Origin of the sequence: Rhizobium sp. SL86 (genome assembly GCF_026672545.1) — a bacterium.
Lineage (GTDB): Bacteria > Pseudomonadota > Alphaproteobacteria > Rhizobiales > Rhizobiaceae > Neorhizobium.
Map to the genome: position 1 here is coordinate 95,184 of NZ_JAPPRJ010000001.1, position 23,910 is coordinate 119,093.

The following is a 23,910-nucleotide window of genomic DNA, read 5'->3' on the forward strand; positions in this document are numbered from 1 at the left end:
AAGGCCGCCGAAAAGCTGTTTTCGGCGGCCCATTTTCAATCAAAAGGCGAAGGCGATTCTCATCAGTCCTTCTTCTGCGGCGGGATCACGCGCAGCGAAAGCTCCATCAGCTGCTTCGGCATGGCAGGCGCCGGGGCGTTCATCAACAGATCCTGCGCCTGCTGGTTCATCGGGAACAGCGTGATTTCGCGCAGGTTCTTGGCGCCGACGAGCAGCATCACGATACGGTCGATGCCGAAGGCGCAGCCGCCATGCGGAGGGGCGCCATACTGGAAGGCGCGGTACATGCCGCCGAAGCGCTCTTCGACATCCGCCTTGGAGAGGCCGACGAGTTCGAAGGCTTTTACCATCAGTTCGGGCGACTGGTTACGGATCGAACCGGAGGCGATCTCGAAGCCGTTGCAGACGGCGTCATACTGGTAGGCCTTGATGGTGAGCGGGTCCTGGCTCTCCAAGGCTTCCAGACCACCCTGCGGCATCGAGAAGGGGTTGTGGGCGAAATCGACCTTCTTGTCTTCCTCGTTCCATTCGAAGAAGGGGAAATCGACGATCCAGCAGAATTCGAAGCGGTCGCGGTCAACGAGGTTCAGGTCCTCACCAACGCGGGTGCGCGCTTCACCGGCGAACTTGTAGAACTTTGAAGGCTCGCCCGCGACGAAGAAGCAGGCGTCGCCCGCGTCGAGGCCGAGCTGCGTGCGGACAGCCTCGGTGCGTTCCTCGCCGATGTTCTTGGCGAGCGGGCCGGAGCCGCCGATCTTGCCGTCCTCTTCCTTCCAGAAGATGTAGCCGAGGCCGGGCTGGCCCTGAGCCTGAGCCCAGGCATTCATGCGGTCGCAGAAGGCGCGGGAGCCGCCGGTCTTGGCCGGGATCGCCCAGACCTGAACCTTTGGGTTCGAGGCGATCATGTTGGCGAAGACCTTGAAGCCGGAACCGTCGAAATGCTCGGTGACGTTCTGCATCTCGATCGGGTTGCGCAGGTCCGGCTTGTCGGAGCCATACTTGCGGATCGCCTCATCGTAGGGGATGCGCGGCCACTGCTTGGTCACCGGCTTGCCTTCGGCAAACTGCTCGAAGACCTTCGTCATCATCGGCTCCATCGTGCCCCAGACATCTTCCTGGGTGACGAAGCTCATCTCGACGTCGAGCTGGTAGAACTCACCCGGCAGACGGTCGGCGCGCGGGTCTTCGTCGCGGAAGCACGGCGCGATCTGGAAATAACGGTCGAAACCGGCGACCATCAGCAGCTGCTTGTACTGCTGCGGCGCCTGCGGCAGGGCAAAAAACTGGCCGGGATGGATGCGGCTCGGCACGAGGAAGTCGCGCGCGCCCTCCGGCGAGGAGGCCGTCAGGATCGGCGTCGAATATTCGGCGAAACCGGCACCGGTCATACCGGTGCGCATCGAGGCGATGATCTGGGTCCGCTTGACGATGTTCTTGTGCAGCGTCTCGCGGCGCAGGTCGAGGAAGCGGTACTTCAGGCGGACGTCTTCCGGATAGTCCGGTTCGCCAAACACCGGCAGCGGCAGTTCCTTGGCAGCCGAGAGAATCTCGATCTCCTTGGCGTAGAGTTCGATCTCGCCGGTCGCCATCTGCTTGTTGATGGTGTCCTCGGAGCGGGCCTTCACCAAGCCATCGATGCGGATCACCCATTCGCCGCGCACCGTCTCGGCCAGCTTGAAGGCCGGGCTGTCCGGATCGGCCACGACCTGGGTGATGCCGTAATGATCACGAAGGTCGATGAAGAGAACGCCGCCATGGTCGCGGACGCGGTGAACCCAGCCGGACAGGCGAACGGTTTCGCCGACGTCGGACTTTCTGAGGGCTGCACAGGTGTGGCTGCGGTAACGATGCATTGCGAGATCCTGGAATCACTTGTGCCGGCGCACTGCAACGAGGCCGGGCCGGCAGGGGAAAATCGGGCGGAAAAGCGCATGGGACGCCCGCTTTGTCAAGGCAGAACCGGCCATAGGGCCGATCGGCGTTTGCCTCACTGCGGTTGTGAGGGGTCAGGCACCGGCGGAAAACAGGTGCCGCATAGCCGCCTCTTCCTGGCGGATGCGGATCACCAGGAAGACCAGATAGACCGGCAGGCCGACGGCGAGCGTGAGATAGGCGTGGAACATCAGGGCGAAACCAAGGAGTTCCGGCAGGATGTTCAGAAAGTAGTTCGGATGCCTGACGGTGCGGAACAGCCAGTGCCGGTTGAGGGCATGCTTGCGGGCAATCATGATCTTGACCGTCCAGAGCGGCCCGAGCAGCTGTACGATCCAGACCAGCATGCCGATGGCGGCGGCATAGATGACCAAGCCGACCAGCGACACCTTGTCGAACTGGGCATGCCGCGCGAGCCCCTCACCCAGGCAGGCGAGGTAGAACAGGCCATGGGCCAGAGCCAGAAGCCTGGTGTTCAGCACCCCGTGTTCCACCGCGCCGCCGCGACGCAGCACAGCCTCGTGGCGGCGGGACACGAGAACGCTCGAGACACGAATGGCAACCCCGATGACGAAAAACAGCAGCAGCACGAATTCCATAGCACCTTCACCGCCCCCCCGCGGCATATTCTTGGTTTTGCTGGCGCCGATCGAGCCGCCGTCATCACGGCCACGTCTGTAAGCGCCAATGGCCGGATGTGGTAGAATTCCGGCGGCGAAGATGCAAGCCGCAGCCGCGCAATCTCGACGTTTGCGTCCAATTTGCGCAACACGCACCGATCTTAGGTGTCGAGGTCCCTATGCGGCCCGAATTTCCGAGTTTTGCGGCACGCCTGCGGCGACCGCTGGTCGGTGTCGGCTGAGCAAGAACAGGATCAACAGCGCACCGCAGGAGCATAATATGATGACACGAAGGAGACCGTAACGGCCAAACCGCGGCAATAGCCCGATCAGGGTCAGAGGCGATGCAGCCGAATCATATTGACCGGCAGCGACAGTCCAATCGGTGCCGACTCTTGGCACAAAGCGCAACGTTTACCCCGCCTCGTCCGGCAGCAGAAAATCCACCAGATCCGGCACAGGCACGCTGTTTGTCGCCTCGCACGCACTATCGACCTCGATTTTCCCGTCAATCATCAGATGTGCGTAACCATGCACCTGCGACCAGACGAGGTGCTCGATCGACACACGGCCTTCCGGTGTATCAATGGCCAGACGGTCGGCGACCGGACGGCAGATATCCTTCAAAACCTGACGCGCCGCCTCACCGGCTTTACCCAGCACCGGATCCTCCCAGTCCAGCCGGTTGCGGTTGAACATCAACCGGAAGAGATGCGGATGTGCCGTTGCAAAGGCCAGATAACCGCGCAAAGCGGCGCGCAACTGGTCGGCGGGGCGCGCCGGCGCGGCCTGCATCTGTGACTGCATGGACTGGCGAAAGCTGCCAAACCCTTCCACTGCCAGCGCATTCAACAGATGCCGAAGGCTCGGGAAATGATGTTCCGGCGCCGCATGCGATACGCCGACCCGCGCTGCAATCTTGCGCAGGGAAAGATCCTCCAGCCCGAGTTCCTCCAGCATGGAGAGCCCCGTATCCACCAGCGCCTTGCGCAGGTCGCCGTGATGATATGCCGTGCGTCGTGCCATGTCTCTTCATAACGGCGTCGATCACGCTCTGTCAAAAGCAATCTTGACATTGCCTGGATTTGCGCCATGCTCCATCTTGTCACCGCCAAGATGAGGGTTCCATGCCGTTCGAGACGCTCTTTTCCGCAGCCAGCACGGCGGCCATGGCCGGTTGGCTTGCCCTCATCCTCCTGCCTCGCTGGCCGATGCTGATCGCAGGCCTGCGCTACGCGCTGATCGGCGTGCTGTCGCTCACCTATGCCACGCTGATCTTCGTCTATTTCTTTCGTGTCGAGGGCGGCGGCTTTGGCTCCATCACGCAGGTACGGCTGCTGTTTGCGAGCGATCCGGTGCTGGTGGCCGGCTGGATCCACTATCTGGCCTTCGACCTCTTCATCGGCACATGGATTGCCGTCGAGGCGGACAGGCGCGGGTTCAACCGGGTGCTGCAGGCGCCGATTCTCGCCGCGACATTCATGTTCGGGCCACTCGGCCTGCTCCTGTTTTACCTGACATCGGCAACACAAGCCGCCCTCCTCCCAAAGAAGGCCTGACGCGATGACGCTGATTTTCCAGGATATGCCGACACTGACCCGCAGCCGGCCCGCCCTGCCCGGCATTGAGGTGCATGCCGCAAGCCGCGTTCTGATCGTCGCCATCGGATTGTCGGCCGCGCTCGCCGTGCCGAGCCTTGCAGCCCTGCTGCTGGATGAGCGCCTGTTGAACGGCATCAGCGTCTGGTCAAAACCGCTGAAATTCCAGGCTTCGCTGGTGATGATGCTGGGCACACTGCTCCTGCTTTTGCCGCTGATCGAAAGCCGCAGCAAGACGGGTTGGGGGGTGTGGCTGGCGAGCCTGACGGCCGCCGTGACCGCGACGGGAGAAATTCTCTACATCACGCTTCAGGCGGCCCGCGGCCGCGCCTCGCATTTCAACTCCGAAACGCCCATCGAGGCAATGGCCTACAGCATCATGGGTGCAGGCGCTGCGTTTCTGGTGCTGTCGAGTCTCGTCTTCGGCCTCTACCTCCTCTTTCGCCCCGCCACCTCTTCGCCACGCGGGCTGCAACTCGGCGGCGCCTGGGGTCTCATCCTCGGAAGCCTGCTGACACTCGTGACCGCCTTTGCGCTGGGCAGCGGCCAGATCGATGGTCCCGGTCATTGGGTCGGCGGCGTGCGAACGGATGTCGGAGGCCTGCCTCTGTTTGGCTGGTCGCGGACTGGCGGCGATCTTCGCGTGCCGCATTTCTTCGCCACCCATATCATGCAGGCACTGCCGCTGGCCGGCCTGATGCTCGACCGTTTTGCACCCCGCTGGACCATGCCTGGCCTTGTCGTGAGCGCGCTGGTCTCGATCGCCATCGTCGCCGCCACCTTTGCGCAGGCCGTTGCCGGACGGGCGTTCTTCTGAAAGGCTCCACCGGACCGATCGATTTTGCTGATAAATGAATTTACGCTCTGCGCTGTTTTTAACGATCTTGCACCGCTAAGAAGGCATGAGTGGTGCGGGGAACAATCCGGTCGTGCCGTCCTTGCAGGAAAATCGATTGCAATGTCCACCATACGACCGCTTGTTCCCCTTCTCGTTACGGCGGGCATTCTCATCGGCGGCAACGGGCTTCAGGGCACCTATATTGCCCTTCGCGGCTCGGCAGAAGGGTTCTCGCCCTCAACCATCGGCCTGATCGGCGCCGGCTACAGCATTGGTTTTGCCGTCGGCTGTCTTTACGTCACGCGCATCCTGCGCTCGATCGGCCATATCCGCACCTTCGCGGCGATGGCCGCGATTGCCGCCTGCTGCTGCATCCTGATGCCGCTGATCATCGCACCGGCCTTCTGGACACTGATGCGGTTCGTGATCGGCATCTGTGTCGCCAGCCTGTTTGCCGTCGTGGAAAGCTGGATCAATGCCAAGGTGACGAATGCCAACCGTGCGCGCACGCTCTCGGTCTATCGTCTCGTCGACCTTTCCTCCGTCACGGTGGCGCAGTATCTGATCCCGACCTTCGGCGTCGAGGGACCGATCGTCTTTTCTCTGATCGCGATTACCATGGCGCTGTCGCTGGTGCCGATCTCGGTCGCCGACCGTTCCAGCCCGACACCGCCCGAGGCGATCAATTACGACATCCGCGCCGTGTGGCGCATCTCGCCGCTGTCGGTGGTCGGTGTCATCGCGGTCGGCCTCAGCATGGCGGCCTTCCGCAATATCGGGCCGATCTATGCGCAGGACATCGGCATGGATGTCACCGAGATCGCCACCTTCATGAGCGCCGGCATCATCGGCGGCGTGGTGCTGCAATATCCGCTCGGCATCTTTTCCGACCGGCTGGACCGGCGCCAAGTGATCATCTGGGCGACGATCGGCACGATCCTGACCGGCGGTTACCTGTCCTTCTTCGCCGGCACCGACGAGACGGCCAACATCATCGGCATCTTCATCTACGGCGCCTTTGCCATGCCGCTCTATTCGCTGTGTTCGGCCCACGGCAACGATTATGCCAAGCCCGGCGAACATGCGCTCGTCTCGGCGGGGCTCCTGTTCTTCTGGTCGATCGGCGCCACGATCGGCCCGCTGCTCGCCTCGCTGCTTCTGCAGTTCATCGGGCCGCAGGTCTTCTTCGTCTACACCTCGTTCATCTTCGCGGGTTTCCTGTTCTACACGCTGGTGCGGATGCGCACCCGCCCCGCCATCCCGCCCGCAGAACGGCCGGGCCGGTTCCGGGCTCTGCTGCGCACCTCCGCCTATTTCAACAGGCTCGCCGGTGCGCCGAGCGATGACAGGCGCGACCAGCGCCAAGACGATCCGACAAACGGCCCGCGCCGGTAGCAGCCTGCGGCATCATCGCAGCCTGCACCATATTGCTGATGGCGACCCTCAGGTTTAATCAGTCGTGGTCTATTGCTGGAGCGTTTCGCCATGCCCGTCCTGTCCCGCCGTACCTTTCTGACCGGCAGTGCCGCGCTCGGCGCCTATGGGCTTGGCCTTGGCGCCGCGAGCCTCTATTCCACGGCGTCGGCTGCGACGCCGATCACGCTGGAGGCAAAAACGGCCAATGCCCTTCTCGATGGCCAGCACCTGACCAAGGGCGTGATGACCTACGGGCTCGAAGGCGCATCCGGCGATCCCATGCCGCCGACGCTCAGGGTGAAGCGGGGCGAACCCTTTGCCGCAAAGCTCGTCAACCGGCTGGACGAACCGACGACGATCCACTGGCACGGGCTGCGTATCGACAACCGCATGGACGGTGTGCCCTTCCTCACCCAGCCTTACGTCTATACCGGCGACAGCTTCGATTATGCCTTCACGCCGCCGGATGCCGGCACCTTCTGGTATCATCCGCACTGCAACACGCTGACCCAGATGGGCCGCGGCATGACCGGGCTTTTCATCGTCGAGAACCCGGACGACCCGGTCTTCGACGCGGAGATCGACATCAACCTGCGCGACTGGCGGCTCGGCAGCGACGGACAGTTCATCGAGCAGTTCAAACCGCGCGATGCGGCAAAAAACGGCACCTTCGGCACCGTGCGGGGCGCCAATTGGCAGGTGCAGCCGGCCTTCGATGCACCGGCCGGCGGGCTGGTGCGCGTGCGGCTTGCCGCGACCGACGTGACGCGCATCTACATCCTGAAGCTCGACGGAGCCGAGGCGAAGATCGTTGCGCTCGACGGCCAGCCGCTTGGCCTCCCGCTTCCCCTCGACCAGGTGACGATCGGTCCCGGCCAGCGGCTCGATCTTATCCTCCGCATGCCGGACAGCGAGACCCAGACGGTGTCCCTCACCGATATCCGGCCGTCCACGGCCAAGGTGGTCGCGACGTTCCGGGCGACCGGTGCCTCGCTGAAGCGGGACCTGCGCGAGGTCAGGCCGCTGCCTGCCAATCCCTGGACGCCGCCGGACTTGAAAAGCGCCGAGACGATCCCGCTCATCCTCAGCGCGACGGCGGAAAACGCGGCAAAGGAAAGTTTCTGCGGCTCGCTCGGTTATTCCTTCTGGGCGATCAACAAGGTGCCATGGCCGGGCGACACGTCCGATCCGATGGCGCCGCTCGCCGAACTGAAGCGCGGGCGAAGCTACATCCTCAACCTGGAAAACCCGACGCCGCATCTGCATCCGATCCACCTGCACGGTATGAATTTCCAGGTGATCGCCTCGAATGCCAGAACGGTGGCGCCGCTGATATCCGACACCTATCTTGTCCTTCCGGACGAAAAGGTTCAGCTTGCACTGGTTGCCGACAATCCGGGGGACTGGGTGCTGCATTGCCACATCATCGAACACCAGAAGACGGGTATGACCTCCTATATCCGGGTCACTTGACACCCTGCCGCCAGCCGGAGCGGCGGCCATTGTGACGACGATGACCGCCACCTTGCGCATCCTGGAGCCGGCGCCCGGCATCTTTGCCTATTACGACGGACGTATTGCCGGGAAACGCCTGCACGCGCCCGAGCGCAACTGGCTGGACGACGGCGCCTATTCGCTCGGCATTGCGAGCTATGCCATCGTCTCCGGGCGCCAGGCGCTGGTCTATGACACGCATATCAGCCTCGACCACGCCCGGTTCATCCGGGAGCATCTCGCCTCGCTCGGGGTGCGCGACATCGAGGTGGTGCTCAGCCACTGGCATACCGATCATATCGCCGGCAATGCCGTCTTTTCCGATTGCATGATCATCGCCAACCCGCAGACGGCGCTTGCCCTGGTGGAAAATGACCGGCTTCTGGGCGAGAAGACCCCGCCGATCCGACCGGTCGTTCTGCCGAATCGGCTGTTCGACGGGCGACTCTCGATTGCCTATGGCACGCGGCGCATCGAGCTTTTGCAGTTCAACATCCACAGCGCCGACGGAACGGTCGTCTGGCTGCCCGGCGAGGGTCTGCTGCTGGCGGGCGATACGCTGGAAGATACCGTCACCTATGTCTCCGAGCCGGACAACATCGCCCAGCACATCCGCGAACTCGGCCGGCTCTCCGAACTGCCGATCCGGCGCATCCTGCCCAACCATGGCGATGAAGGCCGGATTTCCGGCGGAGGATATGATGTCGGCCTGATCGAGGCCAACCGCCGGTATCTCCACCGGCTCGGCAGACGCATCGATGATCCGGATCTGACGGACGTATCCCTGGAGACCTTCCTGTGGGAGGAACTCGCGGAGGGCTGGATCTCCTATTTCGAACCTTATGAGCGCGTCCACCAGGACAACATCGCAGCCATCCGTGCGCAGAAAGCACGACACGGCGCCGGCGGCAATAAATCGGAGAATAACCGTCCGAACGGCTGATCGGCGCAGCGTTTGTGTTGACATCCGAAGTTGAAAGGGAAAGGAAGGTTGAACGACCTTTTTAGCCGAACGACCGATGTTGATCATTGAAACCACTGCCGCTCTCGCGGATGCCTGTGCCAAGCTCGCCCAATCCGACTTCGTGACCGTCGATACCGAATTCCTTCGGGAGACGACCTTCTGGCCGGAACTCTGCCTCATCCAGATGGCGAGCCCGGATCTGGAGGTGATTGTCGACCCCATGGCCAAGGGGCTGGATCTGCAACCCTTCTTCGCGCTGATGGCGGACACGTCCGTGCTGAAGGTGTTCCATGCGGCCCGCCAGGATCTCGAAATCATCTACCATCTCGGCAAGCTGATCCCGCACCCGATCTTCGACACGCAGGTGGCCGCCATGGTCTGCGGTTTCGGTGATTCGATCTCTTACGACCAGCTGGTACAGCGCACGAAGAACGTGCAGATCGACAAGTCCTCGCGCTTCACCGACTGGAGCCGCCGGCCGCTGTCGGAAAAGCAGCTGGATTATGCCATGGCCGACGTCACGCATCTGCGCGACGTGTATCTCAGCCTCAAGGACAAGCTGGAAAGCGAGGGCCGCACCACCTGGGTTGCCGAGGAAATGGCGATCCTGGAAAGCCCGGAAACCTATGACATGCATCCGGACGATGCCTGGCTCAGGTTGAAATCGCGCCTGCGCAAGCCGCAGGAACTGGCGGTGCTGAAATTCGTTGCCGCCTGGCGCGAACGGGAAGCGCGCAGCCGCAATGTGCCGCGCTCGCGCGTGCTGAAGGACGACGCGATCTTCGAGATCGCCCAGCAGCAGCCGAAGGATTCCGAAGCGCTCGGGCGTCTGCGCACCATTCCGAAGGGCTGGGAGCGTTCCTCGTCTGCCTCGGCGATCCTCGAAACGGTCAATGCCGCGCTGGCCCTGCCGAAGACCGAGATGCCGCATGCGCCAAAACATGTGCACACGCCGGAAGGCGCACAATCCGCCGTCGAGCTCCTGAAGGTGCTGCTGCGGCTGATCTCGGAAAAGCACGGTGTTGCCGCCAAGGTGATCGCCAACAGCGACGATCTCGACAAGATCGCCGTCGAGGGCGAAGCAGCCGAGGTGCCGGCGCTGTCCGGCTGGCGGCGCGATCTGTTCGGCGAACCGGCCCTGAAGCTGATCTCGGGTGCCGTAGCGCTGCGGTTCATCGACAAGAAAGTGGAGACGGTGGAGCTGTGAGCTTCAGCCCCGCCCTTGCCGACCAGTTCGCGAGCATCGCGCTTGGCCATGTCACCCGCGAATATCCGAACCATCTCGCGCATGGATTTGCCGGCCCGGACGATCTCGGTACGCCGCGACAGCTGCATCCGATCTTCTACGGAAGCTTCGACTGGCATTCCTGCGTGCACGGTTACTGGCTTCTCGCCCGCATCCTGAGACGCTATCCGCAAGGACAGCACGCCGCGGCGATCCGCGCCCTCTTTGACGCTCAACTGACCGCCGAAACCGTTGCCGGCGAATGCGCCTATTTTGCAAGGCCGCTCGCGCGCGGTTACGAGCGCCCTTATGGCTGGGCCTGGCTGCTGAAGCTTGCCGCCGAACTGCACGGCCTGGAGGACGGCCGTTTTGCAAAGATGCTGCAGCCGCTGACCGAGGTGATTGCCAAGCGCTTCCGCCAGTTCCTGCCGATCGCCACCTATCCGGTCCGGGTCGGCACACATTTCAACACGGCCTTCGCGCTGCGGCTTGCCGCCGATTATGCCGAGACCGTTGGTGATTCGGCCCTGATGGCGCTTTTGCGCGACACCGCACTTCGCTGGTACGGCGAGGACCGCGATTGCCCCGCATGGGGCGAACCGTCCGGCGACGAATTCCTGTCTCCGGCGCTGATCGAGGCGGAGTGCCTGCACCGCCTGCTGACGGCCGAAGATTTCGACGCGTGGTTTCGTCGTTTCCTGCCGCACCTTGCGGATGGGCAGCCGGCGACGCTCTTTGTGCCCGCCACCGTCTCCGACCGCTCCGACGGCAAGATCGCCCATCTGGACGGCCTGAACCTCAGCCGCGCCTGGTGTTTTGCCGCGCTGGCCCAATCGCTTGCCGCCGACGATCCGCGTAGAGCGCGACTTGACGCCGCAGCCGACGCGCATCTGACGGTCGCCCTGCCGCATGTGGCGGGCGATTACATGGGCGAACACTGGCTGGCGAGCTTCGCGGCCCTTGCGCTCGATGGCGCCTGAACCGATCCGGATCCTCTTGCACTGCGGCAAAGAGATCGTATGTTTGCGTGACGTTGCGAATGCTCTTCATTCGCAGTGCGGGGAGCCCTAAGCGGAAGATCATGGCCCTGACACCGAGGATTGCTCTCCGGAGCCGGCCCGTCTATTCCGGCCTACGCTGGACGCTGCTGACCTGCTTCATCGCCTTCACCGGCGTTCTTTATATGATCGTCTTCGAGGTGCATGGCGCCTTCTACATCGGCTCCATCTATGCACTTGCCTGCAGCCTGCCGCTGATCCTGTTCGAGAGCGGCAAGCTGATGCCGACCCTTCTGGAGCGGGTCCGGCGGTTCTCGACGCCTGCCTATTTTCTGACGAGCCTCGTCATCTACTTCGTGCTCTCCGGTCTCGGTTTTGCCGCGGCGGGGGTCTTCATCAAGCTCGGCGGGCTCGCCGATGCCGGATGGAAGGAACTGCTCCTCCTTCGCCTGCCGGCCTTCCTTTATACGCTCGCCTTTTTCCTCGTTGGCATCACCGTCATTCGCATCCGGCAACTGCTGGGGCGGCGCGCCTTCCTCAGTCTGCTCACCGGGCGCTATCGCAATCCGATCGAGGAGGAGCGGGTTTTCCTGTTCATGGATGTGGTCGGCTCAACAGCCTATGCGCGCCAGCACGGCGACCTGCGTGCCCAGGAATTCCTCGGCGAGGTCTTTGCCAGCCTCGCGCCACACGTCAGGCGTCATAACGGCGAGATCGATGATTATGTCGGGGACTGCGTCATCGTCACCTGGCAGATGAAGGATGGAATCGAGAAGGCGCGCTGCATCCGTTGCCTCTACGATATCCTGGACGATATCGAACGGGACCGCGACTGGTGGAACAAACATTTCGGCATCGTGCCGCAGCTTTCGGCAGCCCTGCACGGCGGACCGATCGTGACCGCCGAGATCGGCGTCTTCCACCACAAGATCACCTATTTCGGTGATGTGGTGAACACCACCGCCCGCATCGAGGCGCTGTGCAAGAGCCTGAAACAGCCGCATCTGATCTCGCAGGATCTGTTTTCCCGCCTGACCTTGCCGAAGGATATTCACGCCGAACCGCAGGGAGCGCATGCGGTCAAGGGCCGCGACGAGCCGCTGAGCGTGCTTGCGCTGCGGCGGACCCGTGCGGCGGCGCCCGTCATGCCCCGCGCCTCCTGACGGCGCGGCGCTTCTCTTATTCGAAAACGAAGGCCAGCCGCCTGCCAGTCAGTTTCGACAGCTGCTGCAGACGCCCATCGAGCCGCTCACCGGAGAAATCCGCATAGTCGTGCGGCACGACGAGATCCAGATCGAGATCCGGATTGTTCGACGGACGGAAATAGAGGTGGTTCACCACGCCCGGCATGGAGGCGGAGAACAGGTAGACGACCCGCAGCAATCCGCCGAGCAGCTTGGCGAGCGACAACAACCGCGGCGTGGCGATCTGCGACAACGGGCCGGTCGCGCCATCGTCATGCAGACCCTCGAAGCGGTAATAATTGGCGAGCGCCAGATAGGCGCGACCCGGATGGGTGATGCCGACCAGCGATGAATGCGCGATCAGGTTCAATGCCTGCAGGCCGCGGTAATCGGGATGGGCACGCCAGCTGATATCGGCCAGCAGACAGGCCGCGCGACGATAGCGGTTTTCTTCCTCGGTTTCGTCGATGCCGAACATCGGCACCATGCGGCCGGTCCATTCCGCGAGTTCGCGTGCATGTTCCGGCGAACGCGCCCGCAGGATCGCCAGCTGGTCTGCCGCCAGAAGCAGCGGGTCCTTCTGCTGCTCCTCCGGCGAAAGCTGGGAATGCAGATAACCTTCGCGCACGCCCTGGGCGGAAAACACCACGCGCGCCGGCTTCATGACGGAAAGCACTTCCTGCATGGCGACCGCGCCAAACGGCAGCAGCGCCCGGCGGTTTTTGGAGACCGACTGCCAGGCCGGGTCCTTGGAGTCCTTTGAGAGAACCACCTGATCGAGGAAGTTCAGCATCTCGTTCAGCTGGAGTTCGTAACCCTGCATCATGTGCAGCGGATACTGGGTAATCTCCATGTGCAGCTTGGCGATGTTGCGCCAGGTGCCGCCGACGGCATAGAAGGTGCGCCCTGCCCCCTTTTCGAGGAAGCTGACGTTCTTCACCTGCGTGCGTGCAAAGGCGCGGGCCTTCTGCAGCGAATTGCCCGAGATTTCCGACAGGCGCAGGCCACCGAGCGGCAACGTGATGCCCTTGCCGAAATCGTGCCCCTTGATGTCGATGAGTTCGAGGGACCCGCCGCCGAGATCACCGGCAATGCCATCCACTTCGGCAAAACCGCTGATGACACCGAGCGCCGAATAATAGGCTTCCTGTTCGCCGGAGAGAACCTGCACCGGCTGGCCGAGGATTTCCTCCGCCGCCTCGATGAAAGCGGGACCGTTGGAGGCCTCGCGGGCGGCTGCGGTTGCGAGAACGAAGATGCGTGTCGCGCGGGCCTGGTCGGACAGTGCCCGGAAGCGACGCAGCGCGCTCAAGGCACGATTGACCGCCTCCTCGTCCATACGTCCGCTTGAGCCCAGGCCCTTGCCCAGGCCACACAGGACCTTTTCGTTGAACAGGATTGTCGGCGAGCGGGACAGATCCTCGTAGATCACCACGCGAACGGAGTTCGAACCGATGTCCACTACGGAAACAGGAGCGCTTCCGGGGAGACGCCCCTGAGCTTCAGATCGTACCATGCATCACTATTTCTTGCGTGCGGAGATCAGACCCGCGATCAGTTTCGGCGCACTCGACTTCAACGCTTCCCCGCGACCGGACAGGCTGGGGTTCGTCATGAAATACTGCTGCGCATTGAAAGGTTCCTCGCCAGGGCGAACTTCCAAGCGGCGCGACGTTCCATCGGGCAATATCTCGTAGCTCTGCTGGTTGTCAATCAGGTTGCCCAGCATGATCTGTGACAGCACCTGCTCATGCACAGTCGGGTTCAATAGCGGGACCAGCGTTTCGACGCGACGGTCAAGGTTGCGCGGCATCATGTCGGCGGAGCCGATATAGACCAGCGCCTTTTCCGACGGCAGGCCCTGGCCGTTGCCGAAACAGAAGATGCGGCTGTGTTCGAGGAAACGGCCGACGATGGATTTGACGCGGATATTGTCGGAAAGGCCCGGAACCTGCGGCCTAAGGCAGCAGATGCCGCGCACGACGAGATCGATCTCGACCCCTGCCCGGCTGGCGCGGTACAGCGCATCGATGATGTCCGGATCGACGAGCGAGTTCATCTTCATCCAGATCGCCGCCAGACGTCCGGCCTTGGCATGTTCGATCTCTTCCTCGATGTGGCGAAGAATACGCGAGCGCAGCGTGTAGGGCGAGACGGCAAGCTTCATGCTGGCTTCCGGCTCGCCATAACCGGTGATGAAGTTGAAAACGTTCGCCATGTCGTGGGCGATCTTCGGATTGCAGGTGAAGAAGGACAGGTCCGTATAGATCTTCGCCGTCACCGGGTGATAGTTGCCGGTGCCGAGGTGGCAATAGGTGCGCAGCTTGCCGTCCTCGCGGCGCACGACCATCGACATCTTGGCGTGCGTCTTGAGTTCGATAAACCCGAAGACGACCTGCACGCCGGCACGCTCGAGGTCGCGCGCCCAGCGGATATTGGCCTCCTCGTCAAAACGGGCCTTGAGTTCAACGAGCGCCGTGACGGACTTGCCCATTTCGGCCGCATCGATCAGCGCCCGGACGATCGGGCTGTCGTTCGACGTGCGGTAGAGCGTCTGCTTGATCGCCAGAACATCCGGATCGCGCGCCGCCTGGAGCAGGAACTGCACCACCACATCAAAGCTCTCATAGGGGTGGTGAACCACCATGTCCTTTTCGCGGATCGCGGCAAGGCAGTCGCCGGCGTGTTCGCGGACGCGCTCGGGAAATCGGGCATTGTAGGGTTCGAAACGCAGGTCGTCGCGCGGAGCCTTGGCAATCTCCGAGAGCGTGTTGAGCGCCAGCAGACCCGGCAGAACCGCGACACGATTGTCCGGTACGCCGAGTTCCTGCACGACGAACTGGCGCAGCGAGGCCGGCATTTCGGAATCGGTCTCGATCCGGATGACCTTGCCGCGGCGGCGGCGCTTCAGCGCCGTTTCGAAGAAGCGCACCAGATCCTCGGCCTCTTCCTCGACTTCGATATCGCTGTCGCGGATGATGCGGAACGTGCCGGCACCCTTCACCTCATAACCGGGGAACAGGCGGTCGATGAACATCGACACCACGTCTTCCAGCGTGATGTAGCGGATGATCTGGCCCTCGTCCGGCAGGCGGATGAAACGGTCGAGCGTCGGCGGCAGGCGCAGAAGCCCGGTCATCGGCTCGCGACCGCTCTTGCTGTCGAGCTGCAGACCCATCGAGAAGCCGAGGTTCGGGATGAACGGGAACGGATGGGCGGGATCGATCGAGAGCGGCGTCAGGATCGGGAACAGATTGTCCTCGAAATCGCTTGCCAGCCAGTTGCGGTCCTCGTCCGATAGCGCCGAGGGACGCACGATCAGGATATCCTCGCGCGCCATATACTGCTGCAGCACGGCAAGCGAGGCCTGCTGTTCCATCTGCAGGTTGTCGATCTCCTTGAGGATTTCCTCCAGCTGCTCGGCCGGCGTCTTGCCGTCCGGGCTGCGCACAACGATGCCCTGGCGAACCTGGCCTTCCAGGCCAGCCACGCGCACCATGAAAAATTCATCGAGATTGGCGGCCGAGATCGAGAGGAAACGCACGCGCTCCAGCAGCGGATGGGCGGTGTTCAGTGTTTCTTCCAGCACACGCCGGTTGAACTGCAGCCAGGAAAACTCACGATTGATGAACCGATCCGGGCTCTCCAGGAGATCGATGGCGTCCTGGGCGGTCACCTCCACCGGCACGTCCTGCGCTTCAGACATCTGATCCATCGTCATCCCCCATTATTCGACCGAAACCGGCAACGGAATAGATGCCGGCCATCCTTTTGGCCCGTATACCTTTTCAACGACGCAGCTGTGACAGTCAATCGCCGTGACCTTCGCCCTGGAAGCTTTGCAGAACCTCGGCTGCCAGCGCCCGGGTGATGCGCGTGCCACGCGCGAGCGCCAGCCGATCGAGCTGCTCGACAACGCCCTGCGCCGCTTGCATCGATCGCTCCATACGGGTGACAATATAGGCGACAATACGGTCATCGATGTGAAGCTGGCGATCGGCGAACAGCTTGATGATCACCTGCCCGAGCAGATCCTCGTCCGGTTCACCGATCTCGACGACGGTTGCGGCTTTCAGGCGCGAGCGCAGGTCGGGAAGCGTGACCGGCCAGGACATCGGCCAGAGCCGTGCGGTCATGAGACAGGTATGGCCGTTTTCACGCACGCTGTTGATGACGTGGAAGAGTTCGTTTTCGTCAAAACCGGCGCGGTCGGCATCCTCGAAAAGAACCGGACCGGCCGCGGCCATGGTCGCGGCCCCCTCGCCCGCCATCGGATGGATGACGGCGGCCTGCGCCTTTTCCCGCCAGATATGAGCGAGATGGGATTTGCCTGAGCCCGCCGGCCCCGTAAGGATCACGACGGGCGCGCGCCAGGCCGGCCAGGCATCGATCATGGCAACGGCCGCGCTCACCTGCGGCGCAACGAGCAGGTCGTCGCGGCCGGTTGCGGCATCATGGGTCAGCGCCAGCGGCAATTGCTCGGCGCGCTGACGCTTCTGTCTGTCTAGCGTCTCAGTCATCATTCATGCGTCGGAGGTTGATTAAGGGCCTTCGCCTCGACATCCGCCTCGTCATCCCAGGGCAGCTCGGCAGAATGGCCGTAATAAATGTCGCTTTGAAGATACCGCGAGATGGCGAAACGGACAAGCACGCCGACGACGGCGGCGGCCGGCACGGCAATCAGCAGACCGACAAAACCGAACATCGCGCCGAAGGCAAGCAACGCAAACATCAGCCAGACCGGATGCAGACCGACGCTGGAACCGACAAGCTTCGGCTGCAGGATATTTCCTTCGATGAACTGCCCGGCGAAAAACACACACATCACCGCGATGATCCACGGATAGTCCGGCCAGAACTGCATCAGCGCCACGCCGACAGACAGCACGAGGCCGACCAGCGAACCGATATAGGGAATAAAGCTGATCATGCCGGCGACGAAACCGATCAGCAGGCCGAAATTGAGGCCGACGACAGAGAGGCCGACCGCATAAAAAATGCCGAGGATCAGGCAGAGCGAACCCTGGCCGCGAATGAAACCGGAGACGGCATCGTCCATTTCGCGGGCGAGCTGGCGGATCGTCGTCACCTGATCGCGCGGGATCCAGCTGTCGACCTTGGCGACCATGCGGTCCCAGTCGAGCAGGATATAAAAGGCGACGACCGGCGTGATGATCAGGAGCGAGATCACGTCGACGATTGTCTTGCCCGAGTTCCACAGCTGATTGAGAAGCCCGCCCAGAAAACCGGCGCCTTCGCTCATCAGGCTGGAGAAGTTTTCCTTGGCCGTCTGGATCTGCGTGACGATCCAGTGCGGCAGGAAGGAGTTTTCCGGGCTCGCGATCAATTGCTGCAGCTGGGTGATGTACTGGGGCAGGATCTGCGCGAATTCGGCAAACTGGCTGATGATCAGCGGGATGACGATCATCAGCGCGATGGCGAACATCAGCACGAAGCCGATCAGGATGACGACGGTCGCCATCAGCCGCGAGAGGCCGCGCCGCTCCAGCCAGTCGGCCACCGGATCGAGGAAATAGGCAAGCGCCATGCCGGCCACGAAAGGCAGAAGAATGGTGCGGAAGGCCAGAAGAAAGGCAATAAACAGGACGAGCGCGCCGAGCCAGAAGAGCACGTAACGCCTGAGCCGCGCACCGCTGATGTGATAGGCCATTCGGCTTCCCCGTTGAATGTGGCAGTGCAAACAGGGATGGCGTAGCTTCACGACAAGGTCAAGGCAGAGCCGCATTTTGCCGAATTTGGCCTGAACAGCTTGGAAAACCGGGGCGCATGACGCTCGACGCTTGCATCCGGCGAAACTCCGTGCAATGGCGACGCTTCTTCCAGGACATGCTTCCAGCACATGCGGAGACGGGCAATGAGCGATACGGGCAAGAACGGTCTCACCTACAGCGATGCAGGCGTCGATATCGACGCCGGGAACCTGATGGTGGAAAAGATCAAGCCTGCCGTGCGTTCCACCCGCCGCCCCGGTGCCGATGGCGAAATCGGCGGTTTCGGCGGCCTGTTCGACCTCAAGGCGGCCGGTTTCACCGATCCGGTGCTGGTCGCCGCCAATGACGGCGTCGGCACGAAGCTGAAGATCGCCATTGATGCCAACCGGCACGACACCGTCGGCATCGACCTTGTTGCCATGTGCGTCAACGACCTCGTGGTGCAGGGCGCCGAGCCGCTGTTCTTCCTCGACTATTTCGCGACCGGCAAGCTCGATCCCGAACAGGGTGCGGCGATCGTTCTCGGCATCGCCGATGGCTGCCGCCAGGCCGGCTGCGCGCTGATCGGCGGCGAGACCGCCGAAATGCCCGGCATGTATTCCGATGGCGACTACGACCTCGCCGGTTTTGCCGTGGGTGCCGCCGAACGCGGCCAGCTGCTGCCGACCGGCGACCTGATGGACGGCGACGTCATCCTCGGCCTCACCTCCTCCGGCGTGCATTCCAACGGTTTTTCGCTGGTGCGCAAGATCGTGGCACTTTCCGGTCTCGCCTGGGACGCCCCCGCCCCGTTTGCCGACGGCAAGACGCTGGGCGAAGCCCTGCTTACCCCGACCCGCATCTATGTGAAGCCGCTTTTGAAGGCGATCCGCGCCACCGGCGGCATCAAGGCGCTGGCGCATATCACCGGCGGCGGTTTCCCAGACAATATTCCGCGCGTGCTGCCGGACACTCTGGCCGCCGAGATCGATCTCGACAGCATTCCCGTTCCGCCCGTTTTCTCCTGGCTGGCCAAGACCGGCGGCGTGGCGGCACACGAAATGCTGCGCACCTTCAACTGCGGCGTCGGCATGATTGCCGTCGTCTCGGCTGCCAATGTCGCGGCGGTGACGGAAATCCTCTCGGCTGAAGGCGAAGTCGTTGTACCGCTCGGCCAGATCGTCACCCGTGCGGAAGGCGGAGCCGGCACTGTCTACAAGGGCACGCTTGCTCTATGACCACGGCCAAGAAGCGCGTCGTTGTCCTGATTTCCGGCAGCGGCTCCAACATGGTGGCGCTGGCGGATGCCTGCGCGGCACCGGAGTTTCCGGCCGAAATCGTCGGCGTGATTTCCGACAAGGCAACCGCCGGCGGCCTTGCGAAGGCTGAAGCACGCGGCATTCCCACGGCTGCGCTGGAGCGCAAGGCGTTTGCCAGCAAGGCGGACCATGAAGCGGCGGTTCTTGCGGCACTGGCCGAACTGAAGCCGGACATCATCTGCCTTGCCGGCTACATGCGGCTTCTCACAGCCGATTTCATCCGACCTTACGAGGGTCGCATCCTCAACATCCATCCCTCGCTGCTGCCGCTGTTTCCCGGCCTGCACACGCATCAGCGTGCGCTGGATGCCGGGGTGCGGGTGGCCGGCTGCACGGTGCATTTCGTCACCGAAGGCATGGATGAAGGCCCGTCGATCGCCCAGTCCGTCGTTCCGGTCCTGCCGGGCGATACCGCCGACAGCCTTGCCGCGCGGGTGCTGACGGTGGAGCATAAAAGTTACCCGGTGGCCCTCAAGCTGGTGGCCGAAGGCCGTGTGCGCATGGGCGCCGACGGCAGGGTCGAGCGGGAGACAGCGGTGGTCGGCGCCGACGAGATGCTCATCAGCGCCTGACCTTTTCATCCCATGTCTTCGAGATCAGATGCGGCCGGCCAGAACCCGGTCGTGAAAAACCATGCCGGCGACCATGGCGATGACGAAAACGACTGGGGTGAGATATCCCATCGACAGTGCTGACAGCGCCGGGCCGGGGCAGAAACCGCCGAGCCCCCAGCCGATACCGAAAATCGCCGAGCCCAGCACCAGCGGCATATCGATGCGACGGTTGGTCGGGATGTGAAATACATCGCCAAAAACGGGCTGTTTCATCCGCTTCACCAGCAGCATGCCGGCCATGGCGACGATTACGGCGCCGCCAAGCACGAAGATCAGGCTCGGATCCCAGGCACCGAAAAGATCGAGGAAACCCTGGACACGGGCCGGGTTCAGCATGCCGGACAAAGCGAGGCCAAAGCCGAACAGGGTGCCGCAGACAAGTGCTGCGAGCGGTTGCGCAAGACGGTTCATCAGAGGCTCCCTCTCAGGATGGTGACGGTGACGATGCCAGCGGCGAGGAAAGTGACGACGGCGACCATTGAGCGTGGCGACAAGCGCGCCAGACCCAGAACACCGTGGCCACTCGTGCAGCCGGAGCCCATGCGCGAGCCGATGCCGACGAGCAGACCGGCCAGCACGGCGAGCGGCAGGCTGGCGGTGATCGTCACCTCCGGCCAGGCGCCGGTCACCGCCAGATAAACGAGCGGTCCGAGAACGAGACCCAGCACGAAGGCGCCGTTCAGCCACGGCAAGGCGCCTTCGGCGAGACGCCCGACGATGCCGCTGATACCGGCAATGCGTCCCGTCAGGATCAGGTAGAGAATGGCGGACAGGCCGATCATCAGCCCTCCGGCAAAGGATGGCAGGTAGGTGGTCATGCAGGTTGGTCCTCGGAACAGAAGATGGTGAACAGCGCACCGATCAGTTTTGCAGTCTTCGCTTCGGTCAGCGCGTAAAAGATCTGTTTGCCCTCGCGGCGGGTTTCGACGATGCCCGCCTCGCGCAGCACCGTGAGCTGCTGCGAGAGCGTCGGCTGGTGCACGTCGAGTTTCTCCTCGAGTTGCCCGACCGAAAACTCGCCTTCGATCAGCGTGCAGGCGAGCATCAGACGCACCGGATGGGCCAGAACCTTCAAGTGACCGGCCACTTCCGTGGCACGCTCCTCCATGGCCTTGGGGCTCATGCCAGGCATTGCCTTCATCTCCGCCATCTGCATGGGCAATTCGCCTCCGTAATCAATATACATTATATGATAGTGTATATTGAATGCATCTTCAAGATCGGAGCGCGAGATTAACGTCGGACGCGATCAGACATTGGGAAGGAGGATCAGGCGAGCGTGTCGCGGTTCAGCGCTGCCCATTGCAACAGCATGATCGTCTTGCCGTCACAAATCTCACCGGTCTCGATCATGGCAAGCGCGTCGCTGAAGGGGACTTCGAGAACCTCGATATCCTCGTGCTCCTCGTCGAGCCCGCCGCCTTCGGCAACACGGTCGGAGGTATCGATGATGGCGGCAAAGAAGTGGATGATCTCGGTGACGGCACCGGGCGACATAAAACACTTGAACAGGAAGCGCACGTCGCGCACCTGATAGCCGGTTTCCTCGATCGCCTCGCGGCGGATCGCCTCCTCCGGCTGGTTGCCGTCGAGCAGGCCCGCCGGCGTCTCGATAAGATAACCGTGATGGCCGTTTTTGTAGGCCGGCATGCGGAACTGGCGCACCAGCACCACGACATCCCGCTTCGGATCAAGGAGCAGGATGGTCGCACCATTGCCGCGGTCATACACCTCGCGGTTCATGCGCTCGGTATGGCCCTTGCTGTCGGTATAATCAAAGGTCACCCGGTGCAGATGGTACCAGTTGTCGGAAAGAAGCTTCTCCTCGACGACAGCGATTGTTCCGCGCTTATCCGCACTCATGCTTCCGCTTTCTTCAGCCAGACCCGGTTGTCATGCACGGCGGCCCCGCCGTAAGGCGCCACCGGATCGGCACCGGTCAAAACATTGATGCCCTCGCCATCCAGATGCGCCCCGTTCGGCCACAGCCCTTCGGCAATCAGCACGCCGCGCCGCGCGGTGGCCGCGATCTTGACGTGAATGCGAAGGTCGCCGCGGCGGTTGCCGATCTGCACGACCGCGCCATCCTCCAGGCCGTAGGCCGCGGCATCGTCGGGATGCACCATCACCTCGGGCCGCCCCTCCTTTTCGCGCGAGGTCTTTGTCTCGGCAAAGGTCGAGTTCAGAAAATTGCGCGCCGGCGAGGTCGCCAACCGGAATGGGTGTTCCTCGTCCGCCAGTTCGATGACATCCACCTGATCCGGGAAAGTCGGAAGTTCTGCATGCGGCCCAAGTGGGCCAATGCTGGCGGGCGTCTTGTTGGGGGACGGACCGTTCGCCCAATCCGGCTTGAAGCGGAATTTGCCGTCCGGGTAACCGAAGCCGTTGAGGTAATGGGACTCCTCGAAACCGGGCTGGCAGTCGATCCATTTATCGACCAGCAACTGCTCGTAACCGGGGTAACCGTTCGGCAGCAGCATGCGGTCGATATGCTCACGCTCGGAGAGGCCGAAGCCCGGATAATGATCGACACCCAGACGTTTAGCCAGTTCCTCGATGACAAAGAGATTGGTGCGCACGGTTTCCGGCGGCTCGACCAGTTTCGGCCCGAGCAGGATGTGGTTCTGCCCGCCGGCACGATAGAGATCGTCATGTTCAACGAACATGGTGGCCGGCAGCACGATATCGGCCACTTTCGCCGTATCGGTCATGAAATGCTCGTGCACCGCGACGAACAGGTCATCGCGCAGAAAACCCTTTCGCACCAGCCGCTGTTCGGGCGCGATGTTCATCGGATTGGTGTTCTGGATCAGAAGTGCGGTCACCGGGCCGCGCTGGCGCAGTGCAACGGGATCGCCGGTCAGCACGCGACCGATCTGCGACTGGTCGAGCATGCGCACGTCCGGGTCCATATAGGCGGTGCCCATCAGTTCGCGCTTGTCGAGCCGGAAGAGTTCGCCATTGTTGTGGAAGGCGCCGCCGCCTTCATACTGCCAGGAGCCGAGCACGGTGGCGATGGAGAGCGCCGCATGCATGGAGACCGTGCCGTTGCGCTGGCGAGTAAAACCGTAGCCCAGACGGAAGAAGGTCTTTTTCGTCGTGCCGACGAGGCGTGCGAGCGTCTCGATCTCTTCGACGGAGAGGCCGGTGATGGCGGAGGCCCATTCCGGCGTCCTCGTTTTCAGATGCGCCTCGAGCCCCGCCGGATCGTCGGCGAATTTCGCCATGTAGGCGCGGTCGGCATAACCGTCGCGGAAGGCGACGTGCATGATCGCGCAGGCAAGTGCCGCATCGGTGCCGGGCTTCAGGATGACTTTGATATCGGCCTGCTTCATCGTCGGGCTGTCGTAGATATCGACGACAACGATCTTCGCGCCCCTCTCCTTGCGCGCCTTCACCGCATGGGTCATCACGTTGACCTGGGTGGCGACCGGGTTCGTGCCCCAGATCACCACACAATCGGATTTCGCCATCTCGCGCGGATCCGGACCACGCAGCGCGCCGGTGCCCAGCACATAACCGGTCCAGGCCATGTTGGTGCAGATCGAACCGAAGAAACCGGAATAACGTTTGGCGTGGCGCAGGCGCTCGATCGAATCGCGTTGCACCTGGCCCATGGTGCCGGCATAGAAATACGGCCAGATCGCCTCGGCGCCATGTGCGGCTTCCGCTTTCACGAAGGCCTCGGCAATTTCGTCGAGGGCGGCGTCCCAGGAGATCTCCTGCCAGGCGCCCTCGCCCTTTGCCCCCTTGCGGCGCTTCGGCGTCAGCAGGCGATCGGGATGGTAGAGGCGTTCGGCATAACGCGCCACCTTGGCGCAGATGACGCCGGCGGTATAGGTGTTGGCATTGGCGCCGCGCACCCGGCCGATCTTGCCGTCCGCGGTCAGGTCCACATCCAGCGCGCAGGCGGAGGGACAGTCGTGCGGACAGACCGTGTGGCCGGTGGTGACGCCAGAGGCGTTTTTCAGGGAGATCGGGGTCGCAAGGTTCATGC

Annotated in this window: 22 protein-coding genes; 10 read left to right on the forward strand and 12 right to left on the reverse strand. The window is 62.7% G+C overall.

Annotated elements, in window-relative coordinates; genetic code table 11:
• Positions 1-62: 62 nt before the first annotated feature.
• From aspS to OU993_RS00510, 3 genes are all read right to left on the reverse strand, one after another.
• Entirely contained in the window at positions 63-1,853 is a 1,791-nt protein-coding gene (gene aspS, locus OU993_RS00500; RefSeq protein ID WP_268153955.1) for an aspartate--tRNA ligase, read from the reverse strand.
• Between the two features lie 153 nt (positions 1,854-2,006).
• Positions 2,007-2,531, reverse strand: a complete 525-nt coding sequence (locus tag OU993_RS00505) for an isoprenylcysteine carboxyl methyltransferase family protein (RefSeq protein ID WP_268153957.1) — start codon at positions 2,529-2,531, stop codon at positions 2,007-2,009.
• 435 nt (positions 2,532-2,966) lie between these two features.
• Positions 2,967-3,578 (reverse strand): TetR/AcrR family transcriptional regulator, encoded by a 612-nt coding sequence (locus OU993_RS00510; RefSeq protein ID WP_268153959.1) that lies wholly within the window; start codon positions 3,576-3,578, stop codon positions 2,967-2,969.
• Positions 3,579-3,679: 101 nt separating this feature from the next.
• On the opposite strand from OU993_RS00510, the gene OU993_RS00515 reads away from it, so the two are divergent.
• From OU993_RS00515 to OU993_RS00550, 8 genes are all read left to right on the forward strand, one after another.
• On the forward strand, positions 3,680-4,111 hold the full coding sequence (locus OU993_RS00515; RefSeq protein WP_268153961.1) for an ABA4-like family protein: 432 nt from the start codon (positions 3,680-3,682) through the stop codon (positions 4,109-4,111).
• A gap of 4 nt (positions 4,112-4,115) precedes the next feature.
• Positions 4,116-4,967: a hypothetical protein gene (locus tag OU993_RS00520; RefSeq protein WP_268153963.1), complete on the forward strand. Its 852-nt coding sequence runs from the start codon at positions 4,116-4,118 to the stop codon at positions 4,965-4,967.
• A 141-nt stretch (positions 4,968-5,108) separates the two neighbouring features.
• Positions 5,109-6,383, forward strand: coding sequence for an MFS transporter (locus OU993_RS00525; protein WP_268153965.1), 1,275 nt, complete (start codon positions 5,109-5,111; stop codon positions 6,381-6,383).
• Between the two features lie 90 nt (positions 6,384-6,473).
• Positions 6,474-7,877 carry a multicopper oxidase family protein gene (locus OU993_RS00530; RefSeq protein ID WP_268153967.1) on the forward strand — a complete coding sequence of 468 codons (1,404 nt, stop codon included), beginning with the start codon at positions 6,474-6,476 and terminating at the stop codon, positions 7,875-7,877.
• Between the two features lie 40 nt (positions 7,878-7,917).
• Positions 7,918-8,841 carry an MBL fold metallo-hydrolase gene (locus OU993_RS00535; protein WP_268157424.1) on the forward strand — a complete coding sequence of 308 codons (924 nt, stop codon included), beginning with the start codon at positions 7,918-7,920 and terminating at the stop codon, positions 8,839-8,841.
• Positions 8,842-8,923: 82 nt separating this feature from the next.
• Positions 8,924-10,069, forward strand: a complete 1,146-nt coding sequence (gene rnd, locus OU993_RS00540) for a ribonuclease D (RefSeq protein WP_268157425.1) — start codon at positions 8,924-8,926, stop codon at positions 10,067-10,069.
• Complete coding sequence (locus OU993_RS00545) at positions 10,066-11,067, forward strand: DUF2891 domain-containing protein (protein WP_268153969.1); 1,002 nt, start codon at positions 10,066-10,068, stop codon at positions 11,065-11,067. The genes rnd and OU993_RS00545 overlap by 4 nt, the downstream gene beginning before the upstream one ends.
• Before the next feature lie 101 nt (positions 11,068-11,168).
• Positions 11,169-12,248, forward strand: a complete 1,080-nt coding sequence (locus tag OU993_RS00550) for an adenylate/guanylate cyclase domain-containing protein (RefSeq protein WP_268153971.1) — start codon at positions 11,169-11,171, stop codon at positions 12,246-12,248.
• A 16-nt stretch (positions 12,249-12,264) separates the two neighbouring features.
• On the opposite strand, the gene ppx is transcribed toward OU993_RS00550, so the two are convergent.
• The 4 genes from ppx to OU993_RS00570 all read right to left on the reverse strand — a co-directional run bounded on the left by ppx (position 12,265) and on the right by OU993_RS00570 (position 17,940).
• On the reverse strand, positions 12,265-13,785 hold the full coding sequence (gene ppx, locus OU993_RS00555; protein WP_268153973.1) for an exopolyphosphatase: 1,521 nt from the start codon (positions 13,783-13,785) through the stop codon (positions 12,265-12,267).
• Between the two features lie 6 nt (positions 13,786-13,791).
• Complete coding sequence (locus OU993_RS00560) at positions 13,792-15,990, reverse strand: RNA degradosome polyphosphate kinase (protein WP_326493814.1); 2,199 nt, start codon at positions 15,988-15,990, stop codon at positions 13,792-13,794.
• An 88-nt stretch (positions 15,991-16,078) separates the two neighbouring features.
• On the reverse strand, positions 16,079-16,789 hold the full coding sequence (gene hdaA / locus OU993_RS00565; protein ID WP_268157428.1) for a DnaA regulatory inactivator HdaA: 711 nt from the start codon (positions 16,787-16,789) through the stop codon (positions 16,079-16,081).
• Complete coding sequence (locus OU993_RS00570; protein ID WP_268153977.1) at positions 16,789-17,940, reverse strand: AI-2E family transporter; 1,152 nt, start codon at positions 17,938-17,940, stop codon at positions 16,789-16,791. Before OU993_RS00570 ends, hdaA begins: the two co-directional genes overlap by 1 nt.
• A gap of 204 nt (positions 17,941-18,144) precedes the next feature.
• On the opposite strand from OU993_RS00570, the gene purM reads away from it, so the two are divergent.
• Positions 18,145-19,218, forward strand: a complete 1,074-nt coding sequence (gene purM / locus OU993_RS00575; RefSeq protein WP_268153979.1) for a phosphoribosylformylglycinamidine cyclo-ligase — start codon at positions 18,145-18,147, stop codon at positions 19,216-19,218.
• A complete protein-coding gene (gene purN, locus OU993_RS00580) occupies positions 19,215-19,871 on the forward strand; it encodes a phosphoribosylglycinamide formyltransferase (protein ID WP_268153981.1) in 657 nt (218 codons plus the stop codon). The genes purM and purN overlap by 4 nt, the downstream gene beginning before the upstream one ends.
• A 24-nt stretch (positions 19,872-19,895) precedes the next feature.
• Here purN and OU993_RS00585 read toward each other — a convergent pair whose 3' ends face one another.
• From OU993_RS00585 to OU993_RS00605, 5 genes are all read right to left on the reverse strand, one after another.
• Positions 19,896-20,324 (reverse strand): YeeE/YedE family protein, encoded by a 429-nt coding sequence (locus OU993_RS00585; protein WP_268153984.1) that lies wholly within the window; start codon positions 20,322-20,324, stop codon positions 19,896-19,898.
• Positions 20,324-20,731 carry a YeeE/YedE family protein gene (locus tag OU993_RS00590; protein WP_268153986.1) on the reverse strand — a complete coding sequence of 136 codons (408 nt, stop codon included), beginning with the start codon at positions 20,729-20,731 and terminating at the stop codon, positions 20,324-20,326. Before OU993_RS00590 ends, OU993_RS00585 begins: the two co-directional genes overlap by 1 nt.
• On the reverse strand, positions 20,728-21,045 hold the full coding sequence (gene bigR, locus OU993_RS00595) for a sulfite-sensing transcriptional repressor BigR (protein WP_442792856.1): 318 nt from the start codon (positions 21,043-21,045) through the stop codon (positions 20,728-20,730). The genes OU993_RS00590 and bigR overlap by 4 nt, the downstream gene beginning before the upstream one ends.
• Positions 21,046-21,182: 137 nt before the next feature.
• Positions 21,183-21,776 (reverse strand): NUDIX domain-containing protein, encoded by a 594-nt coding sequence (locus OU993_RS00600; RefSeq protein ID WP_268153991.1) that lies wholly within the window; start codon positions 21,774-21,776, stop codon positions 21,183-21,185.
• Positions 21,773-23,908, reverse strand: coding sequence for a molybdopterin-containing oxidoreductase family protein (locus OU993_RS00605; protein ID WP_268153993.1), 2,136 nt, complete (start codon positions 23,906-23,908; stop codon positions 21,773-21,775). The genes OU993_RS00600 and OU993_RS00605 overlap by 4 nt, the downstream gene beginning before the upstream one ends.
• Between the last annotated feature and the right edge of the window lie 2 nt (positions 23,909-23,910).